We start from the raw sequence: 26140 nt of genomic DNA on the forward strand, positions 1-26140 counted from the left end.
TGTGTAGCGCGCTTTTACCCATTCGCTTGCAGGCTGTAAGTGGGCAAACGACGGGGAGATGGTAAATCAGGTGTGCAAAATAATGAACGGCTGTGCTGTGTAACATAGTGAACGGCAAGGGAAAGCTGGTCGGCTATTTTAACCAGCAGGGTAAACAGGCTGCGCCTGATCCGATGCGATCACGCGCAAGCAGGAGAGGCTGATGATGCAAGGATGCAGATATGGCGCAGCAGGGGGCTTGTCATGAGCGGGCCACAGAGCCGGGAAGGCGTGGCTCGACCGTTGAGTGCGGCTGACACCGGGGCGCGCACCATGGGGGAACGGCTGGCGGCGGTACGCCATCAGCTGGGGCTCTCCCAGCGGCGAGCGGCCGAGCTGAGCGGCCTGACCCACGGTGCCATCTGCATGATCGAGCAGGACAAGGTGAGCCCCTCGGTGGCCTCCCTGCAAAAGCTGCTCACCATCTATGGCCTGCCGCTGTCGCGCTTCTTCGCCGAGGAGGAGAGCCGCACTCCGGAGGTGGTGATCAAGGCGGATCAGTTGATCGAGCTGGGCAGTCAGGGGGTCTCTCTCAAGCTGGTGCACAACGGCAACAACCGCCGCCAGCTCGGCTTTATGCTGGAGACCTATCCCCCCGGCACCGACACCGGCGGTCAGGTGACCCATCAGGGGGAGGAGGTCGGCACCGTGCTGGAGGGGTCGGTGATCCTGACGGTGGCGGGCCAGAGTTATCCGCTGGAGGCGGGCGACAGCTATGTGATCGACACCGGCGAGCCCCACAGCTTCAGCAATCCGTCGGGGGAGACCTGTCGCATCGTCAGCGCCCACACCCCGGCGAGCTTTTAATCCTGACAGTAGTTTGGCAACCGAACCGGTAAGGAAACAGGGATCATGACCGAACATGTAAACAGTTACTACGCAGCCAGCGCTAATAAACACGCGCCCTACCCGACATTGACCGAGCAGCTGGAGTGCGATGTCTGCGTCATCGGGGCGGGCTATACCGGCCTATCCAGCGCCCTGCATCTGGTGGAGAAGGGTTACAAGGTGGTGGTGCTGGAGGCAGCGCGGGTCGGCTTTGGCGCCAGCGGCCGCAACGGCGGCCAGATCGTCAACTCCTACAGCCGCGACATCGACACCATAGAAGCGAACTGCCCGCCGGATCAGGCCAGGCTGCTCGGTTCCATGTTGTTTGAGGGGGGGCAGATCATCCGCGAGCGGATCAAGCGCTACAACATACAGTGCGATCTGCAGGAGGGGGGGGTCTTTGCCGCCGAGACCGAGAAGCAGCTGCACGAGCTCAAATCCCAATACGCCCGCTGGCTGAAGTGGGGTAACGACCAGCTGGAGCTGCTCGATGCCAAGGGGGTGCGCGAGGTGGTCGCGAGCGATCGCTATGTCGGCGCCCTGCTCGACAAGAGCGGCGGTCATATCCACCCCCTCAACCTGGCGTTGGGGGAGGCGGAAGCCATCCGCATCCAGGGTGGGCAGATCTTCGAGCAGTCCGCCGTCACCAGTATCACCCCGGGTCAACCAGCACTGGTCAAGACCGCCAAGGGGGCGGTGAAGGCGCGCTTTGTGGTGGTGGCGGGCAATGCCTACCTCGGCAATCTGGTGCCGGAACTGGCCAGCAAGAGCATGCCCTGCGGCACCCAGGTGATCGCCACCGAAGTGCTGGGGGAGGAGCGGGCCCGTTCACTCTTGCCGCAGAACTACTGTCTGGAGGATTGCAACTACCTGCTCGACTACTACCGTACCTCCGGCGATCACCGGCTTCTCTATGGCGGTGGCGTGGTCTATGGGGCGCGGGATCCGGCGGATATCGAGCGGCTGATCATCCCCAAGATGCTGAAAACCTTCCCGCAGCTGGCCGACGTCAAGGTGGAGTACACCTGGACCGGCAACTTCCTGCTCACCCTGTCGCGGCTGCCGCAGTTTGGCCGCATCGGCCCCAACATCTACTACATGCAGGGCTACAGCGGCCACGGCGTCACCTGCACCCATCTGGCGGGCAAGCTGCTCTCCGAGGTGCTGAGCGGTCAGGCGGAGCGCTTCGATGCCTTTGCCAAACTGCCGCACTACCCCTTCCCGGGTGGCCGCCTGTTCCGCATCCCCTTCACTGCTGCGGGCGCCGCCTGGTACACCCTGCGCGACCGCTTGGGTGTATAAGAGCTGCCCAGCGAGAAATGTGGGCTGGTGGGTGCCGCGTAGATAACGCTGACGCCAGCACCAATACCAGAAACAACAAGGCCACCGTGAGGGTGGCCTTGTTGTTTATCAAGCAGTAGCGCGCTGATTAGCTGTAGAAGGCTTCAACGGTGCCCTTGAGTTTGATCAGGATGGGCTGACCACGGCGATCCAGCGCTTTGGGGGAGGGGATCTTCACCCAACCTTCGCTGATGCAGTACTCCTCGACATCGGTGCGCTCTTTGCCGTTCAGGCGAATACCGATCGGGTGCTCGAAGCAGGCGGCCACATAGTGAGGGCTGCGGGGATTGCAGGAGAGGTGATCTGGCAGAGCCGGTTTGGTGCTGGTATCGCTCATCGATATAACCCGAAATGAATAAAAAGTGGGTCATTGTAGAGAATGCCGCCATGGCATTCAAGGCGGCCACAAAACAGGCAAAGCGTGCTCGCCATCGCTATGGGCGACCCGCTTATCCTCGTTGCCAATGCATCACCAGCTCGGGGCGACCGCTACGCTCGCAGAACTGCTGCTCACCCTCTTTAAAACCGTTGCGGGAATAGAAGCGCCGCGCATGCTCATTTTCGGCGTAGACCGTCAACTCGAGTCGATCATATTGGGCTTTGAGGTGTTCGAGCAGTTGGCGACCCAACCCGTGTGATTGGTGATCAGGGGAAATAAACAGCGCGGCAACAGACCCCTGATATCAGGAGATAAAGCCCAGTAGCTGTCCATCCTCCTCATAGACCCAGCTCTTGCTGGCGGGCAGATAGATATCCCGTATCGCTGCCCGTTGCTCATGCCAAAAGGCGGCGGAAATATAGTCGTGGGCTTGCACCGATGCCTGATACCAGAGCTCGACGGCGGCATCCAGATCGGTGGCAGATAATGGGCGGATCATATTGGCCTCGACTGTGAAGAGTGGTCGCACGATATGCCCGATCCATGTCGTGTTATCGGGCATATCGTCTATCGCAGGCTGGCTACTATTTGCGGGTCAGCTTGTCGAGGTAGCCCATGGCGAAGGCCGAGAGGACAAAGGTGATGTGGATCAGCAGGTACCACTTGATCTTGTCGTTGGGGAGATTTTCGGCATTCATAAACACCTTGAGCAGGTGAATAGAGGAGATGGCGACAATGGAGGCGGCGACCTTGTTTTTCAGGGAGCCGGCATCCAGCTTGCCGAGCCACACCAGTTTGTCGCCCTCATCCCCGACATCGAGGCGCGAGACGAAGTTCTCATAGCCGGAAAACATCACCATCACGATAAGTCCCCCCACCAGGGTGATATCGATCAGCGACAGTGTGACCAGCACCAGGTCCACCTCTTTCATCTCCAGTATGTTGGGCAGGATATGGAGGATCTCCTGAAAGAATTTCACTCCCAGTGCCAGCAGTATGAGGCTGAGCCCAAGATAAATGGGGGCCATGATCCAGCGGGATGCGTACATCAATCTTTCAAACATGTTTTCCATAGTGCGATTACAGGTCCATCAAATGGTTAACAAACGAGTCGGCCATAGCTTAACCGAGATGCCTCACATCTCAAGCATCTCGATAGCATATTGCTGAATTGGGTGGTGTCAGGCAGGAGTATTTAACCCTGGGTAGGGCAGTGCAGCGGGTGGCAGAGGGCCCGTGGTCGGGCCTATCTGGTGTCAGGGAAGGTCCAGGGTAAAGCGGGCGCCGCCGAGGGGGGATTCATCGACCCGGATCTGGCCGCCGTAGCTGTGGACAATTTCGGTCACCACCGCCAGTCCTATGCCCTGACCGGGTGAACTGTCTGCCCGCACGCCGCGCTGGAAGATCTGTTCCGATTTGGCCGGATCGATACCCGGGCCATCATCTTCCACTTCGATGCGCAGCCGCTCGAGATGACGGCGCACCGTCACCTTCACTTCGCTGATGGCAAACTTGCAGGCGTTGTCGAGCAGGTTACCCATCAGCTCCATCAGGTCGCCCTGTTCGCCGTGGAAGAGGGCGTCATCGTCGAACTTGAAGTGGGTTTGCAGCTTCTTGTGGCGATAGACCTTGGTCAGGCTGGCCAGCAGTTTTTCAATCAGCGGCACCGGCTCGGTGCCCTTGCTGGCAAGGCGCTGGCGGCCGGTCACGGCCCGTCTGAGCTGATACTGGATCATCTGATCCATGGTGAGGATCTGCTCGTTGATGTTGTCGTGGATCTCCCGCCCCAGCTTCACTTCACGGGTGGTGATCTGGATCAGCGCCAGCCGGGTTTTCAGGCTGTGGGCGAGATCGTTGAGGGCGTGCTGGTAGCGCTGGGTCTGCTGGCGTTCGTTCTCCAGCAGCTGGTTGATGGAGTCGGTCAGCGGGGCCAGCTCCCGTTCAAAATCGCTCGAGAGGTCATCGCGCTTGCCAGCCCGGATATCGTCGATCTGACGGGCGATGGTGCGCAGGGAGCTGAGGCTCCAGAAGGTGGTGAGCAGCAGCAGCCCGGCCAGCAGCATGTAGGCGAGCAGCGCCTGTTTGGCGGTCTGGTAGAGATAGGTGCGGGACTCTTCGTGATAGCGTTTGGCCGAGTCGATCATCACCACGTAGTAGGCGGTGGTGCCGCTGCCGGGATTGCGGATAAACCGCAGGCTGTAGACGAAGTAGCTCTCTCCGTTCTTGATGGTGTGCTTCTTGAAGAAGTAGTCGAGATCCATCCCCCCCAGATACTTCATCAGGTCGCCGCAGATGGTCTGTTTGGCCTTGATCACCTCCGGCATATGGAGGCTCGACCAGACCAGATCGCCATCGGCGCGGCAGATCAGGGTATCGAGGTTGCGATCCCCAGCACCACGGGATATCCGCCCCAGCTCGACGTTCGACCCCTTGTCATCCGGCTCGGTGGAGGAAAACAGCTTGGCCAGGTTCTCCTGCATCCGGGCGCTGGCCTTCTGGGTCTGCTCCTCGACGTGGCCAAGATAGAGGGCGTAGACGGCAAACCCCATGATCAGCGCGATGACCAGCAGCGAGCTGAGCAGCAGTTTGATGTGCAGTGAGCTGCGGATCATCTTGATGGGGCGCGGCAGATGAAACTGCATCAGTTACAGGAGAGGTTGAAGATGTAACCCTGACGCCGGATGGTGGAGATGGGTTGAATCGTCCCTTCCGGATCCAGCTTCTTGCGCAGGCGGCTCACCATCACCTCGATGGTGTTGGGGTCCCCTTCACCGTCGCCGTAGAGCTGGTCGAGCAGTTGCTGCTTGGAGACCACCTGACGGGCATTGCGCATCAGGTACTCCAGAATTAGGTATTCAAAGCTGGTGAGCACCGCTACTTCACCGGCGATAGTCAGCTCCTTGCGGGAGAGATCCAGCTCGTAATCACCGGCCTTCACCCTGGGCGAGATAAAACCGGCGCTGCGGCGCACCAGCGCATTGAGTCGGGCCAGCAGCTCATCTTTCTGGAACGGTTTGACCAGATAGTCATCAGCACCTGCTTCCAGTCCTTCGACCTTGTCCTGCCAGTTGCCACGGGCGGTCAGCACAATGATGGGGAAGGGGATCTGCCGTTCACGCAGTTGCCGGATCAGTTGCAGGCCGTCCATATCGGGCAGACCGAGGTCGATGATGGCCACATCAATGGGATAGTCGGCGGCGTAGTGCAGTGCAATCCCGGCCTGGTCGGTGCTGTAGACCTGATTGTCGGCTTCGGTCAGCAGAGAGGAGAGGTGGTGATTGAGCAGCTTGTCGTCTTCGACCAACAGAATTTTCATGATGTGAGCGGTCATAGGGATCCAGGCTGTCAATTAGAAAGTGTATGTCGCTTCGAGTCAATTCGAATCCTAATGCATCCCGGCTGTATCGGGACTGAATCAACGGGACTTCAGTGTTCGCGCCAACTGGTCGTTTAACCATGGTCCGGGTTGTCGATGGCATGCTGGTCGGCAGCCATGTTGCGAAAGGTTTGATGTGATGAGAGAGATGGCCGGGAGGCTGCTGGCGCGACTGCAACAGCGTGAGCGCAGCGACCTCCTCTATATTGTCTGGCTCTGCTGGGGGGCAGCCTTGCTGCTCTACGTGCTGGGGTCGCCCTGTTTTCTGTGGCCAGTGGCGCCGATGCCGCTGGTTCTGCTTGTGTGGTTGGTGGAGAGAGTACGGATGTTTGGAAGAAACAAAGGTGGTGCGGCTACTGGGTCGGCCGGGGCCACTGTGATTGCAGCCGGTGCCCGCTTCAAGGGCGAGTTGCAGGTGGAGGGGGATCTGGAGGTGCGCGGTCAGATCAATGGCACCATCCAGCTCATCGGTGGTGTGCTGCGCATCATGCAGGGTGGTAGCGTTGAGGGAGAGGTGAGTGCGCCCCACGTGATCATCAATGGCCTGCTGGAGGGGACGTGCACCTCCGCCGAGGTGGAGATCCTGGAGAGCGGCAAGATGCAGGGGATCTTCAAGGGGGGCAGTCTCTCCATATGCAAGGGCGGCAACTTTGTTGGCCAGTCCCAACCCACCGTGGCCAGCAAGGCCGATCCCGTGTTGCAAGCCTTGTCTGAAAACAGTGCGTCCGGGAGCAAGCAGCCGGAGAGCAAGAGCAATGTGAAAAAGCTGCCGCACGAGCCGAAAGGCAAGCCGACCGAGGAGCTGGCCAAGCAGGCGTGATGTCGTTTGCCAGCGGTGCAGATGACGGTTGTTCAGGAAAACAGAGAGGGGGCCACGATGGCCCCCTCTGCATTTCCCCGTCACCCGTTAGCTGCGGCGCGGCGGCAGCATATTGGTGAGGGTGTTGTCTTTGAGAATATGGTGGTGATAGAGGGCCGCCACCGTGTGCAGGCCGATCAGGGCGTAACCGATATTACCCAGGGTCTCGTGCACCTCCTTGATCAGCCCCTTGAGGTCTGGACTTGGGGAGAGCAGGGCAGGCAGCTCAAGCCCGAAGAAGGGGATGGGTTTGCCCGCGGCGCTCAGCAGCAGCCAGCCAAACAGCGGGGTGAGAATCAGAAAACCGTAGAGGGCGAGGTGGGCCAGTTTTGCCAGCTTGTGCATGATCGGGGAGAGCTCGGGCACGATACGGGGCGTCGGGCTCATCCAGCGCAGGGCCAGTCTGACAAACACCAGGGCGAAGATAAGCAGCCCCAGCATAAAGTGCCACTCCTTCATCAGCTCCCGGCCAGGGTCCCCTTTGGGGAAGATATCGCGAAATTCGATCAGGGCGTAGACGGCGATCATGGCCCACAGGGTCAGCCAGTGCAGCCCGATATTCAGGGTGCCATAACGTTGTTCACTGTTCATCAGCATAGGTTTGTTCCTTCGAAGTACTGTCACATCCGTGTGGCATCCCCGCACTCAAACGTGTCGGAGCGAGGCCAGATCCTTTGGCGGCAACAGCCGGGCTACCATGCTTGCCATACATCGATAGCCTGCTGCTGGCATCAGTCAGAGAGGAGATGCCCTCTGCTGTCTGCATGGTATCACTGGCAACCGGGTGGATAGTCTGATCAATGCCACACAATTTACAGGCTCATTAAGCCCCTTGTGACGTGAAGAAGGCGTGAAATAGCATCAGTGATGTCGGCCCGCCCAGGTTCAGGCGGGCTCGATGGCCATCACCACGCAATCCGGCTCGCTGATGCGAAAACGGACGTTGCAGTCGAACAGCCGCACCCCGTACTCCTTCTCATCGGGTTTGCCCTTCTTGTAGGCGGGGCGCGGATCTTGCGCCAGCACTTCGCTCACCAGCTGGCGCAGCTCGGGATGGGCCTTGAGCCAGGGTTGCAACTGCTGTTCGGCCTCGGCAGTGAAGCTCACCGCCAGTGGTGGGGTGGGGGCGTCGGGGGCAAAGCCCCCACGGGCATCCGGCAGGCTGTCGGCATAGGGGATGTAGGGTTTGATATCGACGATGGGGGTGCCATCGAGCAGATCCACTGCCCCCAGCTCCAGCCACAGCTTGCCCCGCTCACGGCCGATCCCGTGCAGCTCGACCACCGAGAGACCTAGCGGATTGGGGCGGAAGGTGGAGCGAGTGGCAAAGACGCCGACCCGCTCGTTGCCGCCAAGGCGCGGCGGGCGCACCGTCGGGTGCCAGCCCTGCGCCATGGTCTGGTGAAAGACGAAGCTGAGCCACAGATGGGAGAATTGCTCGATGCCGCGCAGCACATCCGGCTGATCGTAAGGGGAGCGCAGCTCGAGGCGGGCGCGGGCCGATTTGACCAGACCGGGCTGGCGGGGGATGGCGAACTTCTCCTTGTAGGGAGAGCGGATGATCCCGAGGGTGTCGATTTCGAACTTCATGGCGGATCCTGACTGAAAACCCCGGCAATTTAGCACAGGCGGCCCCAAAACGCAGGCTTGGCCTCGCTACGCCAATTTCTGCGGCGCTGCCGTGATCCCTGTCCCATCCCGGCCAGTCGGGGGCTGTGCCCGCGCGCCAAGTTGCGTAGGGTGGAGGCAACTGGCGTGTCAGGATGAAATGTGCGCACATGCGCCGAAGGGGGAGGGAGAGGGATGAAACTGCTGATTATCGGTGGCACCGGCTTTTTGGGGCGCCACCTCACCGCGCTGGCGCTGGATTGGGGCCATGAAGTGACGCTGTTCAATCGCGGCCTGCACCAGCATCCGGACTGGCGCGATCTGGTGCAGCTCACCGGCGACAGGGACAAGAGCCTGATCGCCCTGCAAGGGGCCAGTTTGCAGTGGGATCTCGTCATCGATACCTGCTGCTATCGCCCCGAGCAGGCGGCGAGCCTCTCGGCAGCTTTGCTCGGGCGCTGCGCGCGGCTCATCTTTATCTCCACCATCAGCGTCTATCGCGATTTCTCAATGCCCGAGATGAATGAGTCGGCGCCGCTGCATGCTATCCCCGAAGGGGAAATGCCCACTGACTATGGCCCCCTCAAGGTGTTGTGCGAGCAGGCGTATCGCGCCCGCTGGGGTGAGCGGCTCTGCATCCTGCGCCCGGGCGTGTTGTGCGGCCCCCATGATCCTACCGGGCGCATGGCCTGGTGGATTAAGCGGGTGCAGCAGGGCGGGCCCTGGTTGCTGCCGGGCAGTGGCGAGGATCGCTTGCAGTATCTCGATGTGCGCGATTGCGCCGAGTTTGTGTTGCGTGCGGCCGAGCAGCAGCTATCGGGCATCTTCAACCTGCTCAAACCCGGCATTACCCTCTGCGACTGGCTGGAGCGGTTGAGCGCCCGGTTGCAGCCCGCCCGCCCCATCCAGCCCGAATGGCAGCCTTGGCCCACCCTGATGGCGGCCGGAATCGAGCCCTGGCAGAGCTATCCCACCCTGCTGCCCTGCGCGCAGGCGGAGTTTGCCGGTTACGGCTCTATAAGCGCCGAGGCGGCCATCGTGAAGGGATTGAACTTTCGGCCGCTGGAGGAGACCGCCGCCGACCTTGCCCACTGGCTGGCCATCGAGCCTGCCGCCGGGGTGGCGGAGAATGCCATGACTCAGGCCGAGGAGACTTCGCTACGGCAGCAGTTGCTGGAGCCCAGTCTGCAATAGGAGAGGGTGCATCGAGCCGCTGCTGCCGAGCGTGGCGCGGCAGGTGTGAATACAACGAGAGAGGGCATCCCGCGGGATGCCCTCTCTGTCTATCCAATGTCTGATGGTTGCCGAATACAGGCTGACGCGATTCCCCATCACATCGCTGTCGCTCACCGAGTTAGCGAATGGCGGCCCCCGCGGCTACCAGCAGCTCTTTCAAAATGGTGCGATGGCAGCGGGACTCCTGCTCGCAGTAACAGCCCACCGACAGGTTGGTGGTATGAGAGAGGGCGGCCAGCAGCGCCAGATCGTGCCTGGCGGCAGGTTGCGCCATCTCGGCCTTGTACTGTTTGCCAAACGCCGCCCACTGGGCGGGCGTCTCGGCTACCTGCCCCAGCTTCATGGTCTCGCTGCTGGGGGCCAGGTTGGGGAACCAGACATCGTACCAATGCTGGCTGGCAAATTCGCTCTTGGGTACGCCGCGGGGCGGGCGGCGCACCGTGCCGATCCGCAGCCCCTCATCGGGCAGGCGCGGGCTGCCAAGGCGAACGATAGCGAGGGCCATGACAGCGGGTTACTTCTCTTCGGCCACTTTCAGCGCCTGCCCGTAGCAGATCACCTGTTTCAGGCAGCCCGGGGTGTCGCTGAACTCGGCGCATTTGTCGATGGTGACGCCGTTGCCACCCATGTCGGCGGCGCGGCGGCGGGCCAGGGTGCGCGCTTCACCTGCGTTGGGCACCGGCTGGTTGGCATCGGCCTGGCAGGATTCCCCCTCGATGGTGCCGAGGTAGAGGTAGTTGAGGTCAGCCAGCTCATCCTGTTCATAGATGCGCACGCTACCGGGTTTGAAGTATTCGTCGAAGTTCTCTTTATCCAGATTGCTGTTGAAGGCGTAGTTGGCACAGCCGGAGGCAATCAGGGGCATCATCAGGATCAGGCGTTTCATCGTCTCGTATCTTGTGTCGGTGATGAGGACAGTAGAAATGCGCAGGCGCTCCATGTCGGCATCTTGTTGAATAATGAGGGGGACATTATAGGGGCCAGCCGCCTGCGGCGACCAGCCCCGTTTTGCGCCCGTTTGTCAGGGTGTGACCCCCATCAGGCTGATATCAGCCTGATATCAAACAGGAGCCAGTCGCTGATAGAGGCTGCGGTAGTAATCATCCGCCAGCAGCTCGTTGTGAGGGGCGCAGAGGCGGATCTGTCCCTCTTCCATCAGGGCAATCCGGTCCATCTGTTCCATCCCCAGCAGGCGGTGGGAGATAAGCAGCAAGGTGCGATCTGCCCCGAGCCGGAACAGCAGCTCCATGATCTCCCGCTCGGTCTGGCTGTCTAGCCCTTCGGTCGGTTCGTCCAGCAGCCAGAGCGGCGCATCGTGCAGCAGGGCGCGGGCGATACCGATACGGCGGCGCTCGCCACCGGAGAGGGGGCGGCCGCCGTCACCGAGCCAGGCGTCGAGGCCCGCCTCATCTTCCAGCAGATTGGCCAGCCCGACCTGGGTCAGCACCGCAATCAGCTGCTCGTCAGTGGCGGTCGGGGCGGCCAGTTTGAGGTTGCCCCGCAGGGTATCGGCAAACAGATGCACCCGCTGGCTCACCACCGAGATGGAGGCGCGCAGCGCCCCTTCGCTGTAGTCGGTGAGCGGCTTGCCATCGAGCAGGATCTTGCCAGCCTGCGGGCTCCACTCCCGGGCCAGCAGCCCCATCAGGGTCGATTTGCCGCAGCCGGTCTGGCCCAGCAGCGCCAGCTTCTCACCGGCGTGCAGTTGCAGGGTGCAGCCACGCAGCACCGGCTGGGGGTTGCCCGGGTAGCCAAAATAGAGGTCATTGATCTGCAGCGCGCCAGCGGTGGCATGGGTCTGCTCGTCGCCCCACACGGGGGCTTTTGCCTCTTGCAGGATCTCGTTCAGGCGGCGTGCCGAGGTAAGGCTGGTGGAGAGGTGCTGGAAAGCCCCCGCCAGTGGCATCAGTGCCTCGAAGCTTGCCAGGGTGGCAAAGACCATCAATGCGGTAATGGGGTCGGGCGCCGCACCCGCTACCCCATGACCGGCCAGCCAGAGCATCAGGGTCAGGGTCCAGCCGCTTAGCAGTTGCACCGAGAAGTTGGCCAGCCCGCTCACCTTGGCCATCCGGCCCTGCGCGACGAGCAGCGCCTGTTCGGCTTGTTGCAGCTCAACCAGCGCCTTGGGGGCGGCGGCAAACATCTGCAGCTCGGCCTGACCATCCAGATAGTCCACCATCCGGGTACGCAGGGTTGATTTTTCGGCAATCAGCGCCTGACCGGGGCGACGGCCGAGGAAGTAGAACACCAGCGGCAGGGCAATCATGCCAAACAGCAGAATGGCACCCAGGGTGAGGGCGAGACGGCTGTCGAAAAACGACAGGAAGAAGACCAGTCCGGCGGTGCTGAGCAGGGCCGCGCCTATGGGGGTGATCAGCCGCAGATAGACGTGGTCCATCGCATCGATGTCTGCCACCAGTCGGTTGAGCAGATCCGCCTGACGGAAACCGGCCAGGGTACCGGTGGAGAGCGGCGAGAGTTTCTGCCAGAACCAGACCCGCAGTCGGGTCAGTACCCGGAAGGTGGCGTCGTGGCTCACCACCCGCTCACCCCAGCGACCGGCGGTGCGAACGATGGAGAAGAAGCGCACCCCACCCGCAGGGGTCATGTAGTTAAAGGCATGGGTCGTCGCAACGGTCATCCCCGCCACGGCGGCGGCGGAGAGGAACCAGCCGGAGAGGGAGAGCAGCCCCATGCCGGCGGCCAGGGTCACCAGCGCCAGCAGCAAACCAATGGTGAGGCTGAGCCAGTGTTGGCGATAGAGGCGCAGAAACGGCAACAGATCACTCATCGAGAGAACCTCCGGAACGTTGGGAGAGCAGGCGGGCAAAAAGCCCCTGCCCAGAACTAAGTTGCTGGAAGCTGCCTTGCTCCACCAGCTGGCCGCGGGCCAGCACCATTATCTTGTCCATCTTGGTAAGCTGGTCGAGGCGGTGGGTGATCATCAGCAGGGTCTGGCCAGCCATCACCTGCTCAAGGGTGATCATGATGGCGCGTTCGGAGTGGCGATCCAGACTGGCGGTCGGCTCATCGAGCACCATCAGCTGGGTCGATTTGAGCAGGGTTCGTGCCAGGGCGAGACGCTGAGCCTGACCGACCGAGAGGCCGCCGGCCTGATCGCCGATCGGATAGTCGAGCCCCTTCTCCATGGCAAATTCCCACGCCTGCGCCCGTTTCAGGGCATCTTCCAGCTCGGCATCGCTGGCCGTTGGTTTGGCCAGCAGCAGGTTGTCGCGCAATGAGGCGTGGAACAGCTGCGGGTTTTGCGAGAGCCAGCCTAACTGCAGGCGCCACTGGCTCATGTCGAGTGTGGCAAGCTCCTGCCCGTTGACCTTGAGCTCGCCCCGATAGGGGGCAAAGCCGAGTAGGGCGTTGACCAGCGAGCTCTTGCCTGCGCCGCTGACGCCGATGAGGGCGGTGCGCGAACCGGCTTCCAGGGTGAAGTCGATGGGGCCGACCAGCACCTTGCCCTCGGCGCTGAGCACTTCAAGACCTTTGGCTTCTACCTTGACCGGGCTGTCGGCATGGAACGGCGCCGTGCCTGCGGCCGGTTCGCTCACCTCGGCTTCGAGGAATTCAAGCAACTGCTCGGCAGCGCCGATGGCCTGCGCCTTGGCGTGGTAGTGGGCACCCAGTTCCCGCAGCGGGGCGTAGAACTCGGGGGCGAGAAACAGCACGAACAGGCCGGTAAAGAGGGTGACCTTGACCCCATAGCTACCAAAGTTCAGATGGTCGATATAAGAGAAGCCAAAGTAGACGGCAACCAGCGCTACCGAGATGGCGGCGAAGAACTCCAGCACGGCGGTGCTCAAAAACGCCAGGCGCAGCACTTCCATGGTGCGCTCGCGAAAATCTTCCGAGGCATCGCGAATGGCGTCACCTTCCGCCTGGGTACGCATAAAGAGTTGCAGGGTACGCAGCCCCTTCAGGCGATCGAGGAAGTGACCGGAGAGACGGGCCAGCGCCTGAAAATTGCGGCGGTTGGCATCGGCGGCGCCCACACCCACCAGGATCATAAAGATGGGGATGAGGGGCGCCGTGCCCAGCAGGATCAGGCCCGCCGCCCAGTTGACCGGGAACACGGCCACCAGAATGACCACCGGAATAAAGACGGCGATGGCCATCTGCGGCAGATAGCGGGAGAAGAAATCCTGCATGTTTTCAATCTGTTCCAGCAACAGGCTGGCCCAGCTACCGGCCGGACGGCGCTGGATATAGGCAGGGCCGAGGCGACTTAAGCGAGTGAGCACCAGCTGGCGGATGGTCTGGCGCACCGCGCTGCCCGCCTTGAAACTGGCCACTTCCCGGCCGTAGGCCAGCGCCGCTTTGCCAAGCGTCACCAGCAGCAGGGTAATAAAGAGCGTGATGGATTGCTCAGGCGTTGAGCCTTCGATGATAAAGCCGTGCAACAGGGTCGCCAGCAGCCAGGCTTGCGCCACCATCAGAATGCCCTGACCAAGGCCAAAAGCGATGGATATCGTGATCCAGCGGCGACCGTGACTCGATTGCTTGCGCAACCAGCCATAGAGACGTTTTTGCGTTTTTTTATCCATTACCACCATCCTCGCGTCGAGTGGCGCAAGACTATCCTTGCCGTTTGGCCTTGGCAACCTTGTAAATTATCTGTGTTGAAAATGTTTGATTGAAAAAGCAACCGTCTGTTCAATCCTTGTCCGAACAGATTGATTTATTGAAAAAAGTGGCAAAGGCGCCATTGCGCTCGGCGGCAAAATGCATATAGTAGGAGCCCTGACGCGGGTGTAGTTCAATGGTAGAACGGTAGCTTCCCAAGCTGCATACGTGGGTTCGATTCCCATCACCCGCTCCAAATTTCAGATGCCAGGCGGGCATCGTATAATGGCTATTACCTCAGCCTTCCAAGCTGATGATGCGGGTTCGATTCCCGCTGCCCGCTCCAGCTTCAAAGCGAAAAGCCCACTCCTGCGAGTGGGCTTTTTGTTTTTCATCTGCCTTGTGCGCCGTTCGACGTCACGCTCACCGTTTCTCAGCTTTAAGGCAAACCGCAGAGATAGAAAAGGCGCCCGAGGCGCCTTTTCAGATCAACAGCGTAGCGGGAGCTTATTCCTGCTCCAGCTCACCACAGAAACGGTAGCCTTCGCCGTGGATGGTGGCGATGATCTCCGGAGTATCGTTAACGCTTTCGAAGTGCTTGCGAATGCGACGGATGGTCACATCGACGGTACGGTCGTGGGGCTTGAGCTCGCGGCCGGTCATCTTCTTCAGCAGCTCGGCACGGGTCTGGATCTGGCCCGGGTTTTCGCAGAAGTGCAGCATGGCGCGGAATTCGGAGCGCGGCAGCTTGAACATGTCACCAGTCGGGCTGACCAGTGCGCGGCTGTTGATATCCAGCGCCCAGCCGTTGAACAGGTAGCGCTCAACCAGCTTCTTCTCTTCGCCACCGGCAGCCACGTTCATGGTGCGGCTCAGCAGGTTGCGGGCACGGATGGTCAGCTCACGGGGGTTGAACGGCTTGGTGATGTAATCATCGGCGCCGATCTCCAGACCCAGGATCTTGTCCACTTCGTTGTCACGACCGGTCAGGAACATCAGGGCGATGTTGTCGTTCTCACGCAGCTCACGGGCCAGCAGCAGGCCGTTCTTGCCCGGCAGGTTGATGTCCATGATCACCAGATTGATGGTGTGGGAAGTGAGGGCTTGATGCATTTCGTCGCCGTTGTTGGCTTCGAGCACGATGTAGCCTTCGGCTTCAAAAATGCTTTTCAGGGTATTGCGTGTGACCAGCTCGTCTTCGACGATCAGAATGTGTGGTGTTTGCATGAGTATTCCCAGATTCTTATCAGTTAATTATCTTAAATCTAACACTCTTTGGCGTTTCAAACCGATTTCCTGACTGATCCTGAAAATTTATTACGTCATCCTGGGTATGAGAGTCAGGTCGGAATATCGCGAATTAGGCATCAGTACCGGCAAGTATCCCTGTGCCACTTATAGGTTCCCGACAAGTCTGGTCGAGCAGAGCCTGGAAAGGTCGTCCATTACGAAAGTGGCCGCATTTTATCAGTTAACAGGAGCATAACAACACTCTTTGCCGTCAGATAGCAACTTTTTAACTCTGATTTGATATAGGTCAAACCCTGGTACAGCAGCAGCATACTTGGCCTGAACCGGGTTTTCGCCCCTACAAAATGTAATGGAATGTAACATGTGATTGACATGAATTTGTGGGAAAACTACAAGAAAATCTGCTTTATCGCGCCATTTGAGCCACCAGACTGGTCTGCCATTGCCATCATCACAGCCTGGAATCCGGCCAGCCAGTGGGTCACAGAACGACGCAATATGCGGCGGGAACGGGCTATGTGGCGCCATCTGACCGTGGATTTGCAGGTGCCCGTGGTGGGGCCATTTTGGGGATCTGATCTGGACGAACGCTGGCAGGAGTCATCGCTGGCGGTGGCGCTATCTCTGCCACAAGCCCGTCAGCTGGCTGCCCGTTTTGGCCAGAATGCTCTCTACTGGGTGGAGGATGGCCAGCTCTGGCTGGTGCCAGTATTGACGGATAAATCAGCAGTTTGTCTGGGCAATATTGAATCCTTCTGGATTGCCAGAAACCTTGCCTGATGAAAGAATGAACATCTTCATGTATCTGAAAGGAATCAAATCATGCTGGATCTCCTGCCCGACCTCTGCGATCAACATGGCGACTTGCTGCAAGTGGCCGACCCGGTGTTTCAGGATTTTGGCGGCAATGCCCTCTTTTATGGTCGCGCCGTAACGCTCTCCTGTTATGAAGACAACAGTCTGGTGCGGGATCTGGTGACCCGCCCCGGTCACGGCAAGGTGATGGTAATCGACGGTGGCGGCTCGCTGCGCCGTGCGCTGCTTGGCGATCAACTGGCGGTCAAGGCGGTGGAGCAGGGGTGGGAGGGTATCCTGATCCACGGCGCAGCGCGGGATGTGGGCACCCTGGCGACATTGGCGCTCGGGGTCAAGGCGCTGGCGGCCTGTCCGGTCAAGACCGAGAAACGGGGATTGGGAGAGCTGGGGGCTGTGGTCAGTTTTGCTGGTTTGACCATCCACGAAGGGGATTACGTCTATGCGGATCGCAACGGCGTGGTGGTGAGTGCCACGCCGCTGATCTGATTCAGAAGTTGAAGCCGACGCCCAGGCTCAGCGCCTGATCGGTAGTGATGGCGCTGACGCCGTAGTTGGCGGTGAGGGAGAGTCTGGGGGTCAGCAGCAGGCTGGAGTTGAGCTCCAGCAGGGTGCTGGCCTTGTTGAGATCAAGATGCTTTATCTGGCTGCCGATATTGAATGCCGGAGAGAGCTGGTAGCGTACCCCCGAACTCATATTGAAACCGGATGTGCGATTTTGATCCGCCACCGCCGGGCCCGCTTCCATAAAGAGGGTCACATCATCCACCACCGGATATTGATAGCCGCTATTGACCAGCCAGAGATCAAAACTGTCGCTGTGATGGCTATGGCCATTGAGCAACACACCCGAGTAACTTTTGACATAGAGAGACGGGTTGGATTGCGGCTGAACCACTGCCCAGTCGGCGGCCTGTACGGCCATGCTGGCGCAGGTTGCAAGCAGTGTGATGATGAGAGATTTGACCATTCGTTTCCCCTCCCTGGGTCCGGAACTGAGCCTAAGCATGGCACATGCCAGCTGGTAGTAAAGTGAAGGGAGATCACAATAAAATCCTTTGGCATGGGCGTCAGCCATGATAAACAGGCTGCCGTATTGATGGCTCTAATCATTAAGAGGTGAATCCATGAACAAGAAACTGACTCTGCTGGCCGCGCTGGCACTGGGAGGCTGCGCTATGGCAACAGGTTCCAGCATGGCTCAACTGCAAGCATCCAGCTGGCAGCTGCAAGGCGCCACCGGCGATACCTTCACCCTGCAAGTGGTCGACGGCAAGGTGGCGGGCAAGGGCGGCTGCAACCGTTATTTTGGCGGTATCACCAAGCAGGGTGACGGTGTCTTGACGCTGGGCGCCATGGGCTCCACTCGCATGATGTGCATCGGCGACGCCATGAACAAAGAGACCGAGTTCCTGCAAAAGCTGGAGAAGGTGGCAACCTACTCCATCAACGGCAACCAGCTGACTCTGAGCGATGCCAACAAGGCGGCCCTGCTCACCTTTAACGCAGTGCCTGCTGCCAAATAAGGCACGCGTTTGTCTGATTGCCCCGACAGCGCTGACTGTGCTGGCGGGTCAAACGCTCTGATACGCCCTCCCTCTGGAGGGCGTCTGTTTATCTGCGACGAACCCTGTGTGGTCGTCCGCTACTGTTGTTCACTCGTCGATTCTCCAGTCAGCCCGATTTGATACCAGAATCTCGTATCTTCGCTTTGGTACGTATCTTGATCATTTCAATAATTCTTGTATAGTTGAAATGAAAAGTCGCACCAAGGGGAGTGAAGATGAACAAAGAGATGGCCACCAAGGTCTTTGAATCGCTGGCATCCGGCATCCGGCTCGATGTATGGCGGCTGCTGGTGAAGGCCGGGCTGGAGGGGCGGGTCGCCGGTGAACTGGCCAGCGAGCTCGATATTGCCCCCAACACCCTCTCGTTTCACCTCAAGGCGATGCTCAACACCGGTCTGCTGTCGGTGGAGCAGGAGGGGCGCTTTCTGCGATACCGCGCCAATATTCCCCTGATGCTGGATGTGATCGCCTACCTCACCGAGGAGTGCTGTGCCGGTCATCCCGAGGCGTGCGGCGTGATGCGTGCCGAGTCAGCCTGCTCCCCCCATGTTCTGCCTGCGCAGCCCTGCTGCAACAAGGAGTAATGCCATGTCCTCCATTCAGATTTTTGATCCCGCCCTCTGCTGCTCCAGCGGTGTCTGCGGTACCGAGGTTGATCAGGCACTGGTCACCTTCGCAGCCGACCTTGCCTGGGCCAAGGAGCAGGGAGTGGCCATCGAGCGTTTCAATCTGGCCCAGCAGCCGATGCAATTTGCCGAGACACCTGCCGTCAGCGCTTTTCTGACCCACGCCGGGGAGGAGGGGTTGCCGCTGGTGCTGGTGGAGGGACAGGTGGTGTTGACCGGCCGTTATCCGAGCCGCAGCGAGCTGGCTCGTTATGCCGGGCTGCCTGCGCCACAAGCGGCCATCAAGGGGATCGTCAAGGGCGGCTGCTGCTCTGGCAGCGGTTGCTGCTGAGTCGTGACGCACCATTCGGGAGAGGCTATGTATCATTTTCTGACCAATCCACCGCCGTTTCTCTTCTTCACCGGCAAGGGCGGGGTGGGCAAGACCTCGCTGGCTTGCGCCAGTGCAGCGGCTCTCTGTGATATTGGCAAGCGGGTGCTGCTGGTGAGCACAGATCCTGCCTCCAACGTGGGGCAGGTGTTTGCCACCGAGATCGGCAATCGCGTCACCACCATCACCGCTGTGCCCGGTTTGTCGGCGCTGGAGATAGATCCCCCCGCGGCGGCCAAAGCCTATCGGGAGCGGATTGTCGGGCCGGTGCGCGGCAAGTTGCCCGAGAGCGTGGTGCGCAGCATCGAGGAGCAGCTCTCCGGCGCCTGTACCACCGAGATCGCCGCCTTTGACGAATTCACCGCGCTGCTGACCGACCAAACACTGCTGGCCGAGTATGACCATATCGTCTTTGATACGGCCCCAACCGGCCACACTATCCGGCTGCTGCAACTGCCGGGAGCCTGGAGCGAATTTCTGGAGCAGGGCAAGGGGGATGCCTCCTGCCTTGGCCCGCTGGCGGGGCTGGAGAAGCAGCGCAGCCAGTATGGCGAGGCGGTCGCAGCCCTGGCTGATGCCACTCGCACTCGGCTGGTGCTGGTGGCGCGCGCCCAGCAATCCACTCTGCGGGAAGTGGCTCGCACCCACGAGGAGCTGGCCGCCATCGGCTTGCTGAATCAGCAACTTGTGATCAATGGCCTCTTCCCCGAAGGCGCCATTGCCGGAGATGCGCTGGCAATGGCGCTCTGGCTGCGCGAGCAACGGGCTCTCGCCCAGATGCCGCAGGGAATAAAGGAGCTGGCGCAGGATCATATCCCGCTGCTGGCCACCAATCTGGTGGGGGTCGACAGTTTGCGCCAGCTGCTGCAATCAGAGGGAAGCGCCGCCCAATCTCCGGCAGTACAGTCCACTGTCAAGCCAGCCCAGCCCGAGTTGAGTTCGTTGGTGGACGAGCTGGCCGCCGATGGTCACGGCCTCATCATGCTGATGGGCAAGGGCGGGGTGGGCAAAACCACTCTGGCTGCCGCCGTGGCGGTGGAGCTGGCGAGCCGCGGTTTGCCGGTGCACCTTACCACCTCGGATCCCGCCGCGCACCTGAACGAGACGCTGGCAGGGAGTTTGCCCCATCTGGAGGTGAGCCGCATCGATCCCCACGCCGAGACCGAGCGTTACCGTGCCCAGGTGCTGGCCACCAAGGGGGCGGCGCTGGACGAGCAGGGGCGGGCACTGCTGGAGGAGGACTTGCGCTCCCCCTGTACCGAGGAGATCGCCGTGTTTCAGGCCTTCTCGCGCATTATTCGCGAGGCGGGCAAGCGCTTCGTGGTGATGGACACCGCCCCCACCGGCCACACCCTGCTGCTGCTTGACGCCACCGGCGCCTACCATAGGGAAATCGCTCGCCAGATGGGAAACAAGGGGCTGCACTTCACCACCCCCATGATGCAGTTGCAGGACCCCAAACAGACCAAGGTGCTGATTGTGACGCTGCCCGAGCCGACGCCAGTGCAGGAGGCTGCCAATCTGCAATCCGATCTGCGCCGGGCCGGTATCGAGCCCTGGGGCTGGCTCATCAACCACAGCTTGCAGCAAGCTGCGGTCAGCTCACCGCTGCTGCAACTGCGGGCCGAGCGCCAGTTGCCCCATATCGAGGCGGTCGAGCAGCAACATGCCAGCCGCTTCGCCGTGGTGCCGCTGCTCGCCGAGGAGCCGGTGGGGCCCGATGCCCTGCGCCGCCTCTGCCAGCACCATTGAGTCGCCGCCCCGGTCTGCTGCCGGGGCGGTTTGAATATGCCGTTACTTGTTATAACCCTTTGTTTTGAACCAATAGAAGATGCGGGATTGCGCCGCATCGGGAGCTGTGATGTCTGCAACATGTGATGCCAAGGCCGTGCCTGCCATCGGCTTTTTTGAACGTTATCTGACCGCCTGGGTCGCCCTCTGCATTCTGGTGGGGATTGGGCTCGGACAGGGGTTGCCGGATCTCTTCAAGGCGATCGGCGCCATGGAGGTGGCCAAGGTCAACCTGCCGGTGGGGCTGCTGATCTGGGTGATGATCATCCCCATGCTGCTCAAGATCGATTTTGGCGCCCTGCATCAGGTGAAGGGGCACATGAAGGGCATTGGGGTCACCCTCTTTATCAACTGGCTGGTCAAGCCCTTCTCCATGGCCTTCCTCGGCTGGCTCTTTATCCGCGTGCTGTTTGCCGACTGGCTGCCGGCTGATCAGCTCGACAGTTACGTAGCAGGCCTGATCCTGCTGGCGGCGGCCCCCTGCACCGCCATGGTGTTTGTCTGGAGTCGCCTGACCAACGGCGATCCCTACTTCACCCTGTCGCAGGTGGCGGTGAACGACCTCATCATGGTGTTTGCCTTCGCCCCGCTGGTGGCGCTGCTGCTCGGGGTCTCCAGCATCATAGTGCCGTGGGATACCCTGCTCACCTCTGTGGTGCTCTATATCGTCATCCCGGTCATCATCGCCCAGCTGCTGCGCAAGGCTTTGCTGAAAAAGGGAGAGGCCCACTTTGACAGCGTCATGACCCGCATCCAGCCCTGGTCGGTGGCGGCCCTGCTGCTCACCCTAGTGCTGCTGTTTGCCTTTCAGGGCAACGCCATCATTGAGCAGCCGCTGGTTATCGCCCTGTTGGCGGTGCCCATTCTGATCCAGGTGCTGTTCAACTCCGGGCTGGCTTACTGGCTCAACCGCAAGGTGGGGGAGAAGCACTCGGTCGCCTGTCCTTCAGCCCTGATCGGTGCCTCCAACTTCTTCGAGCTGGCGGTGGCCGCCGCCATCAGCCTGTTCGGCTTTCACTCCGGCGCGGCGCTCGCCACCGTGGTTGGCGTGCTGATCGAGGTGCCGGTCATGCTGCTGGTGGTGCGGGTGGTTAACGCCAGCAAACCCTGGTACGAAGCGGGGCTGAGCCGTTAACTGATGGCCGCTAACAGCTGGCCGCGAACTGATGCTATCCATTTTCTATTCACTTGATAAATGAGAGACACGTAAATGAGTGCAATCACCATCTATCACAACCCGGAGTGTGGTACCTCCCGCAACACCCTGGAGCTGATCCGCAACAGCGGCGTGGAGCCCACTGTCATCCACTATCTGGAGACGCCACCCTCCCGTGACCAGCTGGTGGCGCTGATCGCCGCCATGGCCATGCCGGTGCGCGATCTGCTACGCAAGAACGTGCCCCCCTACGAGGCGCTCGGGCTGGCGGAAGATCGTTTCAGCGATGATGAACTGATCGATGCCATGCTGGCCCACCCCATCCTCATCAACCGGCCTATCGTGGTCACGCCGCTTGGCACCAAGCTGTGCCGTCCGTCGGAAGTGGTGCTCGATATTCTGCCCGATCAGCAAAAAGGGGCCTTCGCCAAGGAGGATGGCGAGCAGGTGGTGGATGCGAGTGGCAAGCGCCTCAAGTAATCGTCTGAGTACTCAAGTACGGAATGAAGCAGGGCCAGCATCACGCTGTCCCTGTTTCGTGGTGTAAACAAGTTGAAAAAGTTACCCCAGCCAATCGTTTTACCGCTTTTTCTGTGACGATGATCACTGTACCATCGCCGCCCGACCTGCCACCCGGCCGCATCTCCCCCTGCGACGGCGCTGGCGTCACCCGATACATGCTGTCACCCGGAACGTGAATGACCCCAGGATGGGACCCGCCACTAACCTGTAGGTTTGTGTTCTGCGTGTCGCGTGGGTCGGCACTGCTCCTGCCTACACTCCCGCGACGCCTGTCTGCAGACTTGCCATATGAAACTCCTCTCTTCATAGGTGCAAGATGACACTGTTATTGAGTCTGGTCGGTATGCTGGCCCTGATGTTTATCGCCTGGCTGGCGAGTGAAAACCGCCGCGCTATCCGCTGGCGAACCGTGCTGGGTGCGCTCGCCCTGCAAACCGGTTTTGCTGCCCTGGTGCTCTATTTCCCCCCCGGACAAATCATGCTCGGTGCCATGAGCAATGGCGTCTCCGCCCTGCTCGGCTTTGCCGGCAGCGGCATCCGTTTCGTGTTTGGCGATCTCGCCAGCAACGGCTTTATCTTCGCCGTGCGGGTGCTGCCGCTGGTGATCTTTATCAGCGCGCTGATCGCCGTGCTCTACCACTTCGGCATCATGCAGTGGGTGATCCGGGTATTGGGCGGCGCCGTGCACCGCCTGCTCGGCACCAGCCGCGCCGAATCCCTGGTGGCCACCGGCAATATCTTCCTGTCGCAAGGGGAGTCGCCGCTGCTTATTCGTCCCTTCCTCGCCGGTATGACCCGCTCCGAACTCTTTGCGGTGATGACCTGCGGCATGGCCTCGGTGGCGGGCTCGGTGCTGGGCGGTTACGCCGGTCTGGGTGTGGATCTGAAATATCTGATTGCCGCCTCCTTTATGGCTGCGCCGGGTGGCCTCTTGATGGCCAAACTGCTGGTGCCGGAGCAGCAGCAGGTGAGCGATCAGACCGAGATCACCCTCGACAAGAGCGACTACAGCAACGCCATCGATGCGCTGGCGGGCGGCGCCATGGGCGGCATGAAGATCGCCGTGGCCATAGGTACTATCCTGCTGGCCTTTGTCAGCGTCATCACCATGATCAACGCCGGTCTCACCACGGTCGGTGAGTGGTTCGGCTGGGCCGATCTCTCCCTGCAACAGTTGCTGGGTTATCTGTTTGCCCCGGTGGCCTGGCTGATTGGCGTGCCCGCCAGCGAGATGATGGCGGCTGGCTCCCTGATTGGTCAGAAGGTGATCATGAACGAGTTCGTCGCCTATCTGGACTTTGCCAATATCAAGGCAGATCTGAGCGCCCACACCCAGATCATTATCACCTTCGCATTGTGCGGTTTCGCCAATCTGGGCTCCATAGCGGTGCAGCTCGGCTCCATCGGCACCATGGCGCCGGAGCGCCGTCACGATGTGGCCAATATGGGCTTCAAGGCGGTGTTGGCGGCGACCCTGGCCAACCTGATGAGCGCCACCCTGGCCGGGATCTTTGTCTCGCTGGCCTGATAGCGTGAGGCAATAGCTGGCTAGCCGGCGGCTTAAACAAAAGACCCCCTCTTGCCGCTTGGCACGAGGGGGTCTTTTTGTTGAGTTGGTTACAGCTCCAGAGTGGGTAACTGTGCAGCCTGCTCCTGAAAATGGTGGCAGCGGCGATCAACGTCGTCCCGGTAGCGTGCCAGATAAGCCTGCTCGGCGGGATTGTCTGTCTCAACCATGGCGATGGCGGCATTCAGATGGTGGAGGATGTCGTTGGCCATCTTGTGCAAGGTCTGCTGCAACAGACGTTTGGGCAGGTCGCATGTTTCGGCCATATCCAGCAACTGCCATGCGTTGACCGCCTCGGGGGAAAACTCATCGCCGATGGCCATGGCCAGATGCTGGTTGAATTCGGGGTAAAGCCCCACATTGACCAGATCGTACCAGGGAGTCGGCGTTAGCCCTGCTCTTGATACGAAGAAGCTGTAGTTCTTGCCGTGGGCATCGTGATTGTTGACGCAGAGGTTGAAGATCAGCCATTGCAGCATGTTCAATCTGGCCTGCGCCGGATTGACACAGAGAGCGCTGAGGCTGAACAGCCGTGGCAGGCTCACCCCTTCCCGAATATGAGCCACATCCCGACTGTCACCGAAGTTCCGTTCATATTTTCGGGTGACGGGGAACCCCAGCCCCTGACAGGCATCGATCATGTGGCGACGGCGAACCCTCAAGCCATCTTCATCGAGGCGCCGGTCAAACCGTTCTACCAGCAAACCTCGGTGGGACTTATCGCCCTGGCCAACCCTGTGCAGTTCGACCTGTGCTACCGGCATGCCCAACAACGCCGCCAGCCGCATGGTTACGAATTCATTGATCACCAGATGAGGGTGATGCTCGAACTTGAGGAGGTGGGTGGAACAGAGTTCGCCCTCACCAAATCCCAGCGTCCCTTCGATTCGCAGCAGGTTGAGCTTGGCTTGCACACCCGCAACCGAGAGTCGGGGGCGACCATCCCAGACTTCCAGCGGCCAGATCTCGGGCTGATCGAGTCGCAGCAACAGCTCCTCTGGGGTAATGGGGCGAAACCGGGTGGGGACGTCGGGCTCTGTGGGCAGGGCAAAGGTGACTGCCCCGGAGACATCGCGACCGATGCCGTGGATCAGGGCAAAGAGATTGCTGCGCGAAACGGATAGCGCCTGAATCAGATGATCCAGCCCGCGATTCTCTGGCAGCAAGTTGCCGAGATACGCCCGGATCTGCGCGCTGCTGGCCGAGCCATCCAGCGCCAGCGGCGGCGATAGTGGGAATCCATGCGTTTGCCACTCTGGTGTATAGCCGAGCTGAAACACATCCTGCTGGGAATCATATTCAAGATGACCGATCAGCTGGCTACCCAGCCTGAGCTCAAGCCGATGGCGCTTAGAACCACTCATCATCAGCGACCTCTGGTTGGCTGTTATCGCTCGTTATCTGTGAGCCCGCTTCCTGCACCAGCTGCAAGCGCAGTCCCAGTGCGTTCATCACCTGCAATAGAGTCGATAGGTATACATCTCCCCCCTTCTCGATCTTGATCAGGGTCTTCTTGGAGATGCCACACAGTGAGGCTGTCACCTCTTGTGTCATCCTGGCGGCCTTACGTCTCTCGCGGATCGCCAGCCCCAGCGAGGCGGGATCCAGTGCTTTCGGGTCGGTTGGTAATGGTGCGTCTGTCATCATGAACACTGAAAAAGTGTAGATTGTTACACCTTAACTCATGGTAAGAGCAAACAGCAACCAAAAGTGTACGATGGTGCACTTTTGATAGTCTCAGTGCTGTTTGCGATATAAAAGTGTAGAGATGTTCACTTTTTAGAACAGAAAAGGTGGTGAGGGATGGTCTGGTTGGGGGGATTGCCTGTGTTGTTTGCAGAGCCACGCCAAAACCATAACTAGGGCACCCATCTTATGCTGCGTCTTGCTCAGGAAGGTGGGTGTCCTAAGGAAGGTGCGAATAGGCCGGGAAATTCTTCTCGGCTGACTCAGTCATTTCATTTTTTCCTGTTTGAGCCGATTTTTTCTCCCGTAAATGCCTTGAATCAGCCTATTTAGACTGTTTTTTCGCCGTTTCTTCGCCGTTTCAGGCCTTATTCCCAGTTTTTAGTGAGATCTCTCCCACTGACGTATCATCTGGTCCACCCGAAACAGGTTGGCCAGGGTGAATAACATCGCCAGTTGGTTATCGTTTTTCAGTAACCCCTTGTATCTGGCTTTCACGAAGCCGAACTGTCGCTTGATGATGCGAAACGGGTGCTCCACCTTGGCCCGGAT

General features: G+C 60.1%; 29 protein-coding genes, 2 tRNA genes and 1 pseudogene. 15 read left to right on the forward strand and 17 right to left on the reverse strand.

The window, feature by feature from the left end; genetic code table 11:
• The first annotated feature begins 243 nt into the window (after positions 1-243).
• On the forward strand, positions 244-846 hold the full coding sequence (gene puuR / locus OKC42_RS06330; RefSeq protein ID WP_270804047.1) for an HTH-type transcriptional regulator PuuR: 603 nt from the start codon (positions 244-246) through the stop codon (positions 844-846).
• Between the two features lie 45 nt (positions 847-891).
• A complete protein-coding gene (locus OKC42_RS06335) occupies positions 892-2169 on the forward strand; it encodes an NAD(P)/FAD-dependent oxidoreductase (protein WP_270819252.1) in 1278 nt (425 codons plus the stop codon).
• A gap of 127 nt (positions 2170-2296) precedes the next feature.
• Here the strand turns inward: OKC42_RS06335 and OKC42_RS06340 are convergent, their stop codons facing one another.
• The 6 genes and pseudogenes from OKC42_RS06340 to OKC42_RS06365 form a co-directional block, all read right to left on the reverse strand.
• Positions 2297-2545, reverse strand: a complete 249-nt coding sequence (locus OKC42_RS06340; RefSeq protein ID WP_005338226.1) for a DUF3297 family protein — start codon at positions 2543-2545, stop codon at positions 2297-2299.
• Between the two features lie 112 nt (positions 2546-2657).
• A pseudogene (locus OKC42_RS06345) lies at positions 2658-2876 on the reverse strand (GNAT family N-acetyltransferase); the annotation flags it as partial.
• A gap of 15 nt (positions 2877-2891) precedes the next feature.
• Entirely contained in the window at positions 2892-3086 is a 195-nt protein-coding gene (locus tag OKC42_RS06350; RefSeq protein ID WP_270804048.1) for a hypothetical protein, read from the reverse strand.
• 85 nt (positions 3087-3171) lie between these two features.
• On the reverse strand, positions 3172-3651 hold the full coding sequence (locus OKC42_RS06355; RefSeq protein ID WP_230848197.1) for a TIGR00645 family protein: 480 nt from the start codon (positions 3649-3651) through the stop codon (positions 3172-3174).
• 192 nt (positions 3652-3843) lie between these two features.
• On the reverse strand, positions 3844-5229 hold the full coding sequence (locus OKC42_RS06360; RefSeq protein WP_005338217.1) for an ATP-binding protein: 1386 nt from the start codon (positions 5227-5229) through the stop codon (positions 3844-3846).
• Positions 5229-5903, reverse strand: a complete 675-nt coding sequence (locus OKC42_RS06365; RefSeq protein ID WP_041201856.1) for a response regulator transcription factor — start codon at positions 5901-5903, stop codon at positions 5229-5231. Before OKC42_RS06365 ends, OKC42_RS06360 begins: the two co-directional genes overlap by 1 nt.
• Before the next feature lie 199 nt (positions 5904-6102).
• Here OKC42_RS06365 and OKC42_RS06370 point away from each other — a divergent pair, with 199 nt between their 5' ends.
• The gene (locus OKC42_RS06370) at positions 6103-6783 is read left to right on the forward strand and encodes a bactofilin family protein (RefSeq protein WP_265784196.1); all 681 of its coding nucleotides are present in this window, start codon (positions 6103-6105) and stop codon (positions 6781-6783) included.
• Between the two features lie 87 nt (positions 6784-6870).
• Here the strand turns inward: OKC42_RS06370 and OKC42_RS06375 are convergent, their stop codons facing one another.
• Together OKC42_RS06375 and tsaA are read right to left on the reverse strand one after the other, a co-directional pair.
• Positions 6871-7419: a cytochrome b gene (locus tag OKC42_RS06375; RefSeq protein WP_265784195.1), complete on the reverse strand. Its 549-nt coding sequence runs from the start codon at positions 7417-7419 to the stop codon at positions 6871-6873.
• A 288-nt stretch (positions 7420-7707) separates the two neighbouring features.
• Positions 7708-8412 carry a tRNA (N6-threonylcarbamoyladenosine(37)-N6)-methyltransferase TrmO gene (gene tsaA / locus OKC42_RS06380; RefSeq protein WP_270819253.1) on the reverse strand — a complete coding sequence of 235 codons (705 nt, stop codon included), beginning with the start codon at positions 8410-8412 and terminating at the stop codon, positions 7708-7710.
• 213 nt (positions 8413-8625) lie between these two features.
• Here tsaA and OKC42_RS06385 point away from each other — a divergent pair, with 213 nt between their 5' ends.
• On the forward strand, positions 8626-9624 hold the full coding sequence (locus OKC42_RS06385) for an NAD-dependent epimerase/dehydratase family protein (RefSeq protein WP_270819254.1): 999 nt from the start codon (positions 8626-8628) through the stop codon (positions 9622-9624).
• Between the two features lie 160 nt (positions 9625-9784).
• Here OKC42_RS06385 and OKC42_RS06390 read toward each other — a convergent pair whose 3' ends face one another.
• From OKC42_RS06390 to cydD, 4 genes are all read right to left on the reverse strand, one after another.
• Positions 9785-10171: a DUF488 domain-containing protein gene (locus OKC42_RS06390; RefSeq protein WP_270819255.1), complete on the reverse strand. Its 387-nt coding sequence runs from the start codon at positions 10169-10171 to the stop codon at positions 9785-9787.
• Between the two features lie 9 nt (positions 10172-10180).
• Entirely contained in the window at positions 10181-10552 is a 372-nt protein-coding gene (gene rcsF, locus OKC42_RS06395; protein ID WP_013723982.1) for an Rcs stress response system protein RcsF, read from the reverse strand.
• A gap of 174 nt (positions 10553-10726) precedes the next feature.
• Positions 10727-12457: a heme ABC transporter ATP-binding protein/permease CydC gene (gene cydC, locus OKC42_RS06400; RefSeq protein ID WP_270819256.1), complete on the reverse strand. Its 1731-nt coding sequence runs from the start codon at positions 12455-12457 to the stop codon at positions 10727-10729.
• A complete protein-coding gene (gene cydD / locus OKC42_RS06405) occupies positions 12450-14219 on the reverse strand; it encodes a heme ABC transporter permease/ATP-binding protein CydD (RefSeq protein WP_270819258.1) in 1770 nt (589 codons plus the stop codon). The genes cydC and cydD overlap by 8 nt, the downstream gene beginning before the upstream one ends.
• 201 nt (positions 14220-14420) lie before the next feature.
• On the opposite strand from cydD, the gene OKC42_RS06410 reads away from it, so the two are divergent.
• Positions 14421-14494, forward strand: a tRNA-Gly gene (locus OKC42_RS06410).
• Positions 14495-14509: 15 nt separating this feature from the next.
• Positions 14510-14584: transfer RNA gene (locus OKC42_RS06415), tRNA-Gly, on the forward strand.
• Between the two features lie 161 nt (positions 14585-14745).
• On the opposite strand, the gene arcA is transcribed toward OKC42_RS06415, so the two are convergent.
• Positions 14746-15465: a two-component system response regulator ArcA gene (gene arcA / locus OKC42_RS06420; protein ID WP_005338193.1), complete on the reverse strand. Its 720-nt coding sequence runs from the start codon at positions 15463-15465 to the stop codon at positions 14746-14748.
• Between the two features lie 396 nt (positions 15466-15861).
• Here arcA and OKC42_RS06425 point away from each other — a divergent pair, with 396 nt between their 5' ends.
• Both OKC42_RS06425 and OKC42_RS06430 read left to right on the forward strand, forming a co-directional pair.
• Positions 15862-16269 (forward strand): DUF3293 domain-containing protein, encoded by a 408-nt coding sequence (locus OKC42_RS06425; RefSeq protein WP_270819259.1) that lies wholly within the window; start codon positions 15862-15864, stop codon positions 16267-16269.
• A 42-nt stretch (positions 16270-16311) separates the two neighbouring features.
• Entirely contained in the window at positions 16312-16791 is a 480-nt protein-coding gene (locus OKC42_RS06430; RefSeq protein WP_270819260.1) for a putative 4-hydroxy-4-methyl-2-oxoglutarate aldolase, read from the forward strand.
• 1 nt (position 16792) lies between these two features.
• Here OKC42_RS06430 and OKC42_RS06435 read toward each other — a convergent pair whose 3' ends face one another.
• The gene (locus OKC42_RS06435) at positions 16793-17272 is read right to left on the reverse strand and encodes a hypothetical protein (RefSeq protein ID WP_270819261.1); all 480 of its coding nucleotides are present in this window, start codon (positions 17270-17272) and stop codon (positions 16793-16795) included.
• A 157-nt stretch (positions 17273-17429) separates the two neighbouring features.
• Here OKC42_RS06435 and OKC42_RS06440 point away from each other — a divergent pair, with 157 nt between their 5' ends.
• From OKC42_RS06440 to OKC42_RS06470, 7 genes are all read left to right on the forward strand, one after another.
• On the forward strand, positions 17430-17828 hold the full coding sequence (locus OKC42_RS06440; RefSeq protein WP_005359119.1) for an META domain-containing protein: 399 nt from the start codon (positions 17430-17432) through the stop codon (positions 17826-17828).
• A 257-nt stretch (positions 17829-18085) separates the two neighbouring features.
• Positions 18086-18454 (forward strand): ArsR/SmtB family transcription factor, encoded by a 369-nt coding sequence (locus tag OKC42_RS06445; RefSeq protein ID WP_005338181.1) that lies wholly within the window; start codon positions 18086-18088, stop codon positions 18452-18454.
• Positions 18455-18458: 4 nt separating this feature from the next.
• Positions 18459-18827: an arsenite efflux transporter metallochaperone ArsD gene (gene arsD / locus OKC42_RS06450; protein ID WP_005347398.1), complete on the forward strand. Its 369-nt coding sequence runs from the start codon at positions 18459-18461 to the stop codon at positions 18825-18827.
• A 27-nt stretch (positions 18828-18854) separates the two neighbouring features.
• Positions 18855-20618 (forward strand): arsenical pump-driving ATPase, encoded by a 1764-nt coding sequence (gene arsA / locus OKC42_RS06455; protein WP_270819262.1) that lies wholly within the window; start codon positions 18855-18857, stop codon positions 20616-20618.
• Positions 20619-20727: 109 nt separating this feature from the next.
• On the forward strand, positions 20728-21792 hold the full coding sequence (gene arsB, locus OKC42_RS06460; protein WP_100654210.1) for an ACR3 family arsenite efflux transporter: 1065 nt from the start codon (positions 20728-20730) through the stop codon (positions 21790-21792).
• Positions 21793-21867: 75 nt separating this feature from the next.
• Positions 21868-22293: a glutaredoxin-dependent arsenate reductase gene (gene arsC / locus OKC42_RS06465; RefSeq protein WP_005338171.1), complete on the forward strand. Its 426-nt coding sequence runs from the start codon at positions 21868-21870 to the stop codon at positions 22291-22293.
• A 358-nt stretch (positions 22294-22651) separates the two neighbouring features.
• A complete protein-coding gene (locus OKC42_RS06470) occupies positions 22652-23863 on the forward strand; it encodes a NupC/NupG family nucleoside CNT transporter (RefSeq protein ID WP_201938315.1) in 1212 nt (403 codons plus the stop codon).
• A gap of 89 nt (positions 23864-23952) precedes the next feature.
• On the opposite strand, the gene OKC42_RS06475 is transcribed toward OKC42_RS06470, so the two are convergent.
• The 3 genes from OKC42_RS06475 to OKC42_RS22720 form a co-directional block, all read right to left on the reverse strand.
• Positions 23953-25269, reverse strand: coding sequence for a HipA domain-containing protein (locus OKC42_RS06475; RefSeq protein WP_201938313.1), 1317 nt, complete (start codon positions 25267-25269; stop codon positions 23953-23955).
• Positions 25253-25549, reverse strand: a complete 297-nt coding sequence (locus tag OKC42_RS06480) for a helix-turn-helix domain-containing protein (protein WP_201938311.1) — start codon at positions 25547-25549, stop codon at positions 25253-25255. The genes OKC42_RS06475 and OKC42_RS06480 overlap by 17 nt, the downstream gene beginning before the upstream one ends.
• Positions 25550-25969: 420 nt before the next feature.
• The coding region (locus OKC42_RS22720) for a transposase (protein ID WP_270819265.1) at positions 25970-26140 on the reverse strand (171 nt) is incomplete at its 5' end.

This window comes from Aeromonas sp. Y311-2 (assembly GCF_027706025.1).
Lineage (GTDB): Bacteria > Pseudomonadota > Gammaproteobacteria > Enterobacterales > Aeromonadaceae > Aeromonas > Aeromonas veronii.

Coding starts and splice junctions, on each gene's coding strand:
- puuR (WP_270804047.1), top strand. CDS start 244: ATGAGCGGGCCACAGAGCCGGGAAGGCGTGGCTCGACCGTTGAGTGCG.
- OKC42_RS06335 (WP_270819252.1), top strand. CDS start 892: ATGACCGAACATGTAAACAGTTACTACGCAGCCAGCGCTAATAAACAC.
- OKC42_RS06340 (WP_005338226.1), bottom strand. CDS start 2,545: ATGAGCGATACCAGCACCAAACCGGCTCTGCCAGATCACCTCTCCTGC.
- OKC42_RS06350 (WP_270804048.1), bottom strand. CDS start 3,086: ATGATCCGCCCATTATCTGCCACCGATCTGGATGCCGCCGTCGAGCTC.
- OKC42_RS06355 (WP_230848197.1), bottom strand. CDS start 3,651: ATGTTTGAAAGATTGATGTACGCATCCCGCTGGATCATGGCCCCCATT.
- OKC42_RS06360 (WP_005338217.1), bottom strand. CDS start 5,229: ATGCAGTTTCATCTGCCGCGCCCCATCAAGATGATCCGCAGCTCACTG.
- OKC42_RS06365 (WP_041201856.1), bottom strand. CDS start 5,903: ATGAAAATTCTGTTGGTCGAAGACGACAAGCTGCTCAATCACCACCTC.
- OKC42_RS06370 (WP_265784196.1), top strand. CDS start 6,103: ATGAGAGAGATGGCCGGGAGGCTGCTGGCGCGACTGCAACAGCGTGAG.
- OKC42_RS06375 (WP_265784195.1), bottom strand. CDS start 7,419: ATGCTGATGAACAGTGAACAACGTTATGGCACCCTGAATATCGGGCTG.
- tsaA (WP_270819253.1), bottom strand. CDS start 8,412: ATGAAGTTCGAAATCGACACCCTCGGGATCATCCGCTCTCCCTACAAG.
- OKC42_RS06385 (WP_270819254.1), top strand. CDS start 8,626: ATGAAACTGCTGATTATCGGTGGCACCGGCTTTTTGGGGCGCCACCTC.
- OKC42_RS06390 (WP_270819255.1), bottom strand. CDS start 10,171: ATGGCCCTCGCTATCGTTCGCCTTGGCAGCCCGCGCCTGCCCGATGAG.
- rcsF (WP_013723982.1), bottom strand. CDS start 10,552: ATGAAACGCCTGATCCTGATGATGCCCCTGATTGCCTCCGGCTGTGCC.
- cydC (WP_270819256.1), bottom strand. CDS start 12,457: ATGAGTGATCTGTTGCCGTTTCTGCGCCTCTATCGCCAACACTGGCTC.
- cydD (WP_270819258.1), bottom strand. CDS start 14,219: ATGGATAAAAAAACGCAAAAACGTCTCTATGGCTGGTTGCGCAAGCAA.
- arcA (WP_005338193.1), bottom strand. CDS start 15,465: ATGCAAACACCACACATTCTGATCGTCGAAGACGAGCTGGTCACACGC.
- OKC42_RS06425 (WP_270819259.1), top strand. CDS start 15,862: ATGAATTTGTGGGAAAACTACAAGAAAATCTGCTTTATCGCGCCATTT.
- OKC42_RS06430 (WP_270819260.1), top strand. CDS start 16,312: ATGCTGGATCTCCTGCCCGACCTCTGCGATCAACATGGCGACTTGCTG.
- OKC42_RS06435 (WP_270819261.1), bottom strand. CDS start 17,272: ATGGTCAAATCTCTCATCATCACACTGCTTGCAACCTGCGCCAGCATG.
- OKC42_RS06440 (WP_005359119.1), top strand. CDS start 17,430: ATGAACAAGAAACTGACTCTGCTGGCCGCGCTGGCACTGGGAGGCTGC.
- OKC42_RS06445 (WP_005338181.1), top strand. CDS start 18,086: ATGAACAAAGAGATGGCCACCAAGGTCTTTGAATCGCTGGCATCCGGC.
- arsD (WP_005347398.1), top strand. CDS start 18,459: ATGTCCTCCATTCAGATTTTTGATCCCGCCCTCTGCTGCTCCAGCGGT.
- arsA (WP_270819262.1), top strand. CDS start 18,855: ATGTATCATTTTCTGACCAATCCACCGCCGTTTCTCTTCTTCACCGGC.
- arsB (WP_100654210.1), top strand. CDS start 20,728: ATGTCTGCAACATGTGATGCCAAGGCCGTGCCTGCCATCGGCTTTTTT.
- arsC (WP_005338171.1), top strand. CDS start 21,868: ATGAGTGCAATCACCATCTATCACAACCCGGAGTGTGGTACCTCCCGC.
- OKC42_RS06470 (WP_201938315.1), top strand. CDS start 22,652: ATGACACTGTTATTGAGTCTGGTCGGTATGCTGGCCCTGATGTTTATC.
- OKC42_RS06475 (WP_201938313.1), bottom strand. CDS start 25,269: ATGATGAGTGGTTCTAAGCGCCATCGGCTTGAGCTCAGGCTGGGTAGC.
- OKC42_RS06480 (WP_201938311.1), bottom strand. CDS start 25,549: ATGATGACAGACGCACCATTACCAACCGACCCGAAAGCACTGGATCCC.